This window comes from Stieleria sp. (assembly GCF_041595215.1).
Taxonomy (GTDB): domain Bacteria; phylum Planctomycetota; class Planctomycetia; order Pirellulales; family Pirellulaceae; genus Stieleria; species Stieleria magnilauensis.
The window spans coordinates 1-6,888 of the sequence record NZ_JBFHKV010000002.1; the positions used below are offsets into that span (position 1 = coordinate 1).

At 55.2% G+C, this 6,888-nt stretch carries 7 protein-coding genes; 3 read left to right on the forward strand and 4 right to left on the reverse strand.

What is annotated here, in order from left to right; genetic code table 11:
* From ABX749_RS00150 to ABX749_RS00160, 3 genes are all read right to left on the reverse strand, one after another.
* Nucleotides 1–255 (reverse strand): hypothetical protein (locus tag ABX749_RS00150; protein WP_372894235.1); only part of this gene is annotated, 255 nt, incomplete at its 3' end.
* Nucleotides 252–779: a PH domain-containing protein gene (locus tag ABX749_RS00155; RefSeq protein WP_372894236.1), complete on the reverse strand. Its 528-nt coding sequence runs from the start codon at nt 777–779 to the stop codon at nt 252–254. The genes ABX749_RS00150 and ABX749_RS00155, both read right to left, overlap by 4 nt.
* 19 nt (nt 780–798) lie before the next feature.
* Nucleotides 799–2,052, reverse strand: coding sequence for a M14-type cytosolic carboxypeptidase (locus ABX749_RS00160; RefSeq protein ID WP_372894237.1), 1,254 nt, complete (start codon nt 2,050–2,052; stop codon nt 799–801).
* Nucleotides 2,053–2,391: 339 nt separating this feature from the next.
* Between ABX749_RS00160 and ABX749_RS00165 the strand changes: the two genes are divergently transcribed.
* The 3 genes from ABX749_RS00165 (at nt 2,392) to ABX749_RS00175 (ending at nt 5,896) form a co-directional block, all read left to right on the forward strand.
* A complete protein-coding gene (locus tag ABX749_RS00165) occupies nt 2,392–2,850 on the forward strand; it encodes a VOC family protein (protein ID WP_372894238.1) in 459 nt (152 codons plus the stop codon).
* A 125-nt stretch (nt 2,851–2,975) separates the two neighbouring features.
* Nucleotides 2,976–4,121 carry an alpha/beta hydrolase family protein gene (locus tag ABX749_RS00170; RefSeq protein ID WP_372894239.1) on the forward strand — a complete coding sequence of 382 codons (1,146 nt, stop codon included), beginning with the start codon at nt 2,976–2,978 and terminating at the stop codon, nt 4,119–4,121.
* 542 nt (nt 4,122–4,663) lie between these two features.
* Complete coding sequence (locus ABX749_RS00175) at nt 4,664–5,896, forward strand: acetylxylan esterase (protein WP_372894240.1); 1,233 nt, start codon at nt 4,664–4,666, stop codon at nt 5,894–5,896.
* A 99-nt stretch (nt 5,897–5,995) separates the two neighbouring features.
* On the opposite strand, the gene ABX749_RS00180 is transcribed toward ABX749_RS00175, so the two are convergent.
* The gene (locus ABX749_RS00180; protein ID WP_372894241.1) at nt 5,996–6,475 is read right to left on the reverse strand and encodes a DUF1569 domain-containing protein; all 480 of its coding nucleotides are present in this window, start codon (nt 6,473–6,475) and stop codon (nt 5,996–5,998) included.
* Between the last annotated feature and the right edge of the window lie 413 nt (nt 6,476–6,888).

Here is a 6,888-nt window from a genome sequence, read left to right on the forward strand (position 1 = left end):
CCAAGCCCAAAATGCAGATTGCCAATAGAGCACCATCCATCCGGCCAGAATCACAGCGTCGATCAGCACCAGCGCCAACCAAAAAACCACCTTCAAATACGTCAAAAAACGACGCGACGGATGAAACACCCGCAGTTCGCCCTGCATTGCACTTGGCAACATCGGCGGCTTGTCGGGAACACGAAACCACTCGACCAAGATTCGCCAAATGCCACGATAAACCCACTCGGCCGACTTCTCGACAACATGACTCATCGATTCGCCTCACGCTGGCTGCGTAACGTTCTCAACTCGTCACGAATCTCTCGCAGCAACTCGGTGCTTGCGCTGTCCGGACCAGCTTCCAAATCGATCTCATCATTCACGTCACGCATTTTTAGATACAGAAAATCTCGTAGCGGTTCAGGGTCCCGAATGCCTTCGATTTTCATCGTGGCTCCTGAAGCGCCCGATGCGGTTTGGATTGGCAATTTGGCCAGCCCCATCCAACGCTCGATAATGTTGCGAGTGACATGAATATCTTGCAGCCGAGCGTAGGTAAGATAGACCTCACGCCGAAAGAAGTAGCCCCAGCACATCGAGACCCCTTGCTCGTCAAAGCGATACTGCAGCGTTTTGAAGCGGATAAACAGAGGCAGAAACACAATCGGAAACCCGATGGTGGTCAGCACCGAAATGATGAAATAGTAAACCAGCAACGAATCGTCAGGCCGCGTGATCGCGGTGGCATCAAACCGAGGCGTTTGTGCGGTGTCGCTAGGATCGAGATCACGATGCATTCACAAATTCTCCGGCTTACTATTTCGCGGGACGCTCGGCGAGATAATCTTGGACGGCGGCAGCCAAGTTTGCCCCGACCGCTCGGTACCCGACGGTGGTGCTGTTAGGAGAATTCCAGACCGTCTCTAAACACAAACTGACCGTATGCGGATTTCCATTCATGCTAACCCAGTTAGAACTAATTTGACGCCAGAGCGGATGATAATTCGCCCCCGTCACCTTCGGCTTGTTGCTCATCGGGATCAACGGTTTCATCTTGCTGATTCTTGCATAAGTCAAATCGATGAAGCGATCACGCAGGCTAAGCATCGGCTCGGATAGCATGTCCCGCGGCAGCACATAAAAGAAACTCGCGTCGCCGGGACCAGGATTGTGGAGATCCAAGAACACATCCATGCGATCTTCCCCGACAAGATCGCCGATCTTTCGCTGCGCCGCCATAATCTCGTTCCAATGAGGTTGTGGAGACCAGTCGCGATTATGGTCATGGGGCACCGCATCCTTGCCGCCATTGCCGGTCGCGGTATTGTCCACATCCATGATCGGGATCAGGAAAATTTCAGCGTGCTGCCGCAACCAAACCGCATTCGCGTCATCGCTGACCAACCATTCGCCAAAGCCCTGTGCCACCCAACTCGAACCACTTTCCCAAGCATGCTGGCGAGCCTGGACCCAAACCCCAAATCGCTTTTTCGTTTCGAGCTCTCCCTCTCGCACATACAACATCGGCACCGGCCGACCCTCTCGCGAACGACATAGTTCGGTGGCTTCGGCATACGATGATTTCGCGGCCATCGCATGCACGAATGCTTCCGCCGTTTCCGGAGTGTAGGGCGGCCCCCAAGCAAGATAAACCGACGCGGCGTCGGGCGTTAGCGTGTAGATCATCCGCTGGCCATCGCGTTGCCCCTCGTCCGTGTGCAGCCAAGTTTCACCATCGATCGAGTAAGTCGCGCGAGCGGGCATCGCCCACGAAGCCGACAAGGGCTTCTGTTTCCCAACCGTAGCGGTTGATCCATGCAGTCGCAGCGTGATCGTCTCGCTCGGCTGGATTCCATCGACGCGAAAGTACCACCAACAAGGCCACCCCCGCTCGGGATCGCCACCGGGCATAAAGCTGATGCTCCGCGTCGCTTCGTCGATCTCAACATCGCCAACCGACGCGCCTTCAAAATCGAACGCGACTGTCAACGGTTCTGCGGCAACGCAGTGGCTCACTTGCATCGTCATTCCAAACAGCACCAATGCAGCAATGCCCCATCGAGCGGTCATTAAGCAAATCGCCGGCAATGCCTCGAGTAACGTCGGACCGAAATTGGCGGAGAGTCGCTGATCGCTCTGCGATCGGAACAGTGGATCGCGGAGCGATTCACGACATTCATTGCTCCCACGTTCATTGGAGCAGCAAGGATTCTCGTTTTCATTTTTGACGGTTGGGGGTAAGCACCAGAAGCGAAGTGCGGTCACCAATGGACGCGTGCCGGTCGCGACGCGGCGGTCTATAGAATACACGATTTCGCTTTCTCGCTTGCTCGGCAGACAGGGACAGGTTCCACTATACCTTGCTGTGACCATCGCAGTGGAGTTCCTTCCCCAATCGCGAGTCCATTCATGAGCACCAATAAAATCATCGACGTTTTCCCGTATCTGCGAGTGCGAAACGCCAACGCGGCCATCGAATTCTACCAAAGCGTCTTTGGTGCAACCGAAGAATTTCGGCTCGCCGAGCCGAGCGGACGCATTGGACATGCTCAACTAAAATTTGGTTCTTACACCGTGATGATATCAGACGAGTATCCTGAATACGGCATCCAAAGCCCCGAGGCGTTTGGCGGATCCGGGGCCTCGATCCATTTGCACGTCGCGGATGTCGACGCGATGACTCAGCGTGCTGTCGATGCCGGCGCAAAACTTGTCATGGCACCGAAAGACCAGTTTTACGGCGAACGAGCAGCTAAAGTACTCGACCCGTTTGGTCATGAGTGGTTACTCGGTTCGGCGATCGAACAGGTTTCTAGCGAAGAGATGCAAAGACGATTTACTGCGATGTTTGAAACATCCGAAGAGTGAGACTCACGCTCCGACTGACTCTTGTCCAACATCCAATTGTCGAGATCGACTACGATGAGTCTCCACAGACACGGATGCTGCAAAGGATCGGTGCAAATGACTTGTATTGAATGAGCTAGCGACCCATGAAACGAGTGAACTACTGCGTTGGCGGTGCTCTGCTGATGTTTGCCAGTGTCGCGATCGCGACGGACCACGATGCCGCTGAAGTCGACGCGGCCCGCCGATCGCTGCCACGCGATGTACTGCTACAGTACCACGATGACAACGGAACCGTTCGACCGGTCAAGTCAGACGCCCAGTGGCAGCGGCGGCGAGATGAAATCATCGCGGCGATGCAAAGCGTGATGGGGACGCTGCCCGTCGAAGATGCACCACGCGAAGCTCCGTCATACCGGGTCATCGAGGAAGTCGATTGTGGGTCGTATCTGCGACGCCAAATCACTTACCAAAGCGAACCACACTGCGAGACGCCCGCCTATCTATGTATTCCCAAAACGTTGTTGCATGGTGACACGAAGGGACCGGCGGTGCTCTGTTTACACCCGACCGACGCCCAGATTGGCTATGGCGTCGTCGTGGGACTCGGTGGAAAAGCGAACCGTCAGTATGCCATCGAACTTGCCGAACGCGGCTTCGTCACGCTGTCGCCCAGCTATCCACTGTTAGCCAATTACCAACCCGACTTGCAGGCTGGTGGTTGGCAAAGTGGAACGCTCAAGGCGGTGTGGGATAATCTCCGCGGGATTGACCTGCTGCAATCACTTCCTTTTGTCGATGACCAACCGATCGGTGCGATCGGCCATTCGCTCGGCGGACACAATGCGGTCTACACGGCGGTGTTTGATCCACGGATCAAGGCAGTCGTTTCCAGCTGTGGACTCGATTCCTACGTCGATTACTTTGAGGGTGACCCGGCGAAATGGTTGCCAGAGCAGGGATGGACGCAAACACGTTACATGCCGCGATTGCGAGACTACCGAGGACGACTCGAAGAAATTCCATTTGACTTCCATGAGATGATTGCGGCGATCGCCCCGCGAGCGGTGCTGATTATCGCTCCCACCGACGACAGTAATTTCCGTGCCGACAGCGTCGATCGAATCGCCGCAGCGGCTCGTCCCGTCTATCAACTGTTCGGGAAAGCCGATCAGCTGCAGGTACGTCACCCTGATTGTGATCACGACTTCCCAGACGAGATGCGAGAAGCTGCCTATCGGTTTTTGGAAACTACTTTGATCCACCAAGAGAACGAGGCGAGTTTCGATTAAACTTTCGCCTTGATTCTTCGGGGCCACGAACACTTAAGTAGCCAGGCATGAATAATGGGGAGAAATCAGGCGTCTTAGAGAGCGTCCGGCTTAAAAAAACTAACCCGAAGCGTGAGTTTTGAAGTTGCGATTTTGTATTTAGGGGCAAAGCCCCGGACGTTTACCTAGCCCAGCCCAACGGGCTGGGACCAAGAAAACCAATGAATTGTAGGGCCAACGGCCCGGCCGTTTACAGGGACTTAATGAGGGCGGCTAGCAAATGGCCGGGCCTTTGGCCCTTAGGTTTCTTTGCATCTAAAACCTGGCCCGTTGGGCCAGGCTAGGCAAATTGCTGGGCCTTTGGCCCGGAGAACGTCTAAACGCGCAACTTCAAAACTTACGCGTCGGGTTAGGATGATGAAGCCTACGCGGGCGCCGTGAATAACAAAGTTTCCTGAGCCGGACACACCCTCACGCATCACGGGTCAGTTGCTGGAATACTCCTGGCTACCTGCTCTACGATCAAGAACCCACACCACTTTTGAAAGACAAGTAGAAACAATATGCGAATTCTCAGCAGTCTGATTGTCGCTCTCGCGATAAGCATCGTCTCTTTCGCGAACGCACAAGACGCTAAACCGAATTACGACGAGTCGAAAATCCCCGCTTATAAGCTGCCTGATCCGCTGGCCGGAATTGAGTCGGCGGCGCAGTGGCCTGCTCGCCGCAAACAGATCCTTGAACAGTTCGCAGCGGAGATGTTTGGCAAAGTCCCGACCGACAAATTCAATGCTATCTCAGTGAAGGATGCCGGAACGCGTAAACAAGTGCTCGGCGGCAAGGCGACGATGTGGCAACCAGTCATCACGCTTGCCGGCCGTGATCTGAACTTATTGGTGCTGATGCCTGCCGACTCAGCGAATGCACCTGCTTTCTTGGCCTATAACTTTCATGGCAATCACACCGTGCTGGATGATGCTGATATTCCATTAACGAAGAACTGGGTTCGCAGCAAACCAGAGAACCGAGCTCGCGAGGAAGATCGTGGCAGCGCCGCATCACGTTGGGCGGTCGAAAAAATTATCGACAACGGCTTTGCCCTGGTGACGCTTTATTACGGTGATGTCGATCCCGACGTGGACGATGGCTTTGAAAATGGCGTCCATGCCGCGTTTCCCGACAAACCCGCTGCGGACCAATGGGGATCGATCGCGACCTGGGCATGGGGGCTGAGCCGCGTGCTCGATTTCCTTGGCACGGTCCCCGAGATCGACGAGACCCGCGTGGCCGTGATGGGACACTCGCGTTTGGGTAAGACGTCGCTGTGGGCCGGCGCGAATGACGAGCGTTTTGCGCTAGTGATCTCGAACAATTCGGGCTGTGGTGGCGCCGCGATCTCACGCCGCCGGATCGGTGAATCGGTGGCGCGTATCAATACCTCATTCCCACATTGGTTCTGCGACAACTTTCTCAAATACAACGACAACGAGTCGCAACTGCCCTTTGACCAACACATGCTGATCGCGCTGATGGCGCCGCGTCCGGTGTACGTCGCGAGTGCGGTGGAGGACACCTGGGCTGATCCACGAGGCGAATTCCTTGCCGCGAAACACGCCACGCCGGTTTACCAACTTCTCGGCCTCGAAGGGCTGCCAGCCGATGAAATGCCGGCGGTGGATGAACCGAGCCAAGGTAGCATTGGTTACCACATCCGCTCGGGCGGACACTCGGTAACCGAGTTTGACTGGACCCAGTACATCAAGTTTGCCAAACGGCATTTGATGAACGAGCAGTAAGCGGTGAGGTGGGTAGGAGTCCTTTGTGGGCTTCAGCTGGCGATGGACTGGTTGCCTCGTCCACTACGGTTTGCTGTGAGGGACTCGTTGCCTCGTCCGCTACGATGGTGGGTGCGGCTTTAAGAAACGCAGATGGTGGGCAGCGTGCGTCGCATGGAGCGTTTCAAGTGCGTCGCGATCCATGCGACCAAACCCTGGATGGGCTGCGTAGTTGCCATCGTGAGACTTGAATCTCGCCACGCTGCGGTGAAACAATAACACCTCGTCGGCATCGTCTAGTTCTGCGGGCGGCACGAAGATAGGCGAAGTGGGAATTCCGATCGGCGAATTGCCCTGCATCAATCGAGGCAATAGCGTGCGTCGCATGACCGGCCGCAAGAACGCAAACAGTGACATCCACCGTGGATAGCCATCGATGCTGGGATCTTGGACCAGCCGCAGATGGCGACAAATCTGTGCCAATGACCAATTGCCACAGCGATCGTATCCCGATTGCAACAGCGACTGCGCTTCGTCGCTTGCCGCATCAAGATTTGCAAACTGCAATTTCCGCAGGTCGCTGGCGGATAATTTGGCCAATATCCTACTCGTCATCTCGTTGGCTCTAGCCTCGTTCGTTTGGCGCCATTAACCACACGATCTAAGCAATTAGGTATAAGTTCTTTCGGTTTATTCGCCGTTTGGGCCCTGGTCACGGCTCTAACGTTCAGCCCAGGCTAGTGTCCCAGCGGCTAATGGGATTTCACCCAACCAATTCTACCTGCCGGCTTTGCACACCCTCTTGATTTTACGCTTTGCGAGAGAGAAGTCGCAAGTTGTCTGGAGCGGCATGATGCTCGATCGCGTCGCGTAACTGCGTTTAACAAAGCGAACCAGGACGCAAGGGATCCTTGAAAAATCAAACTTCAAAACCTTGCACTAGCGATCTGCGGGCACGTTGCTCCTATTCGACACTGAGACACACGCATCTATAGACTACCACATTTGCCCCT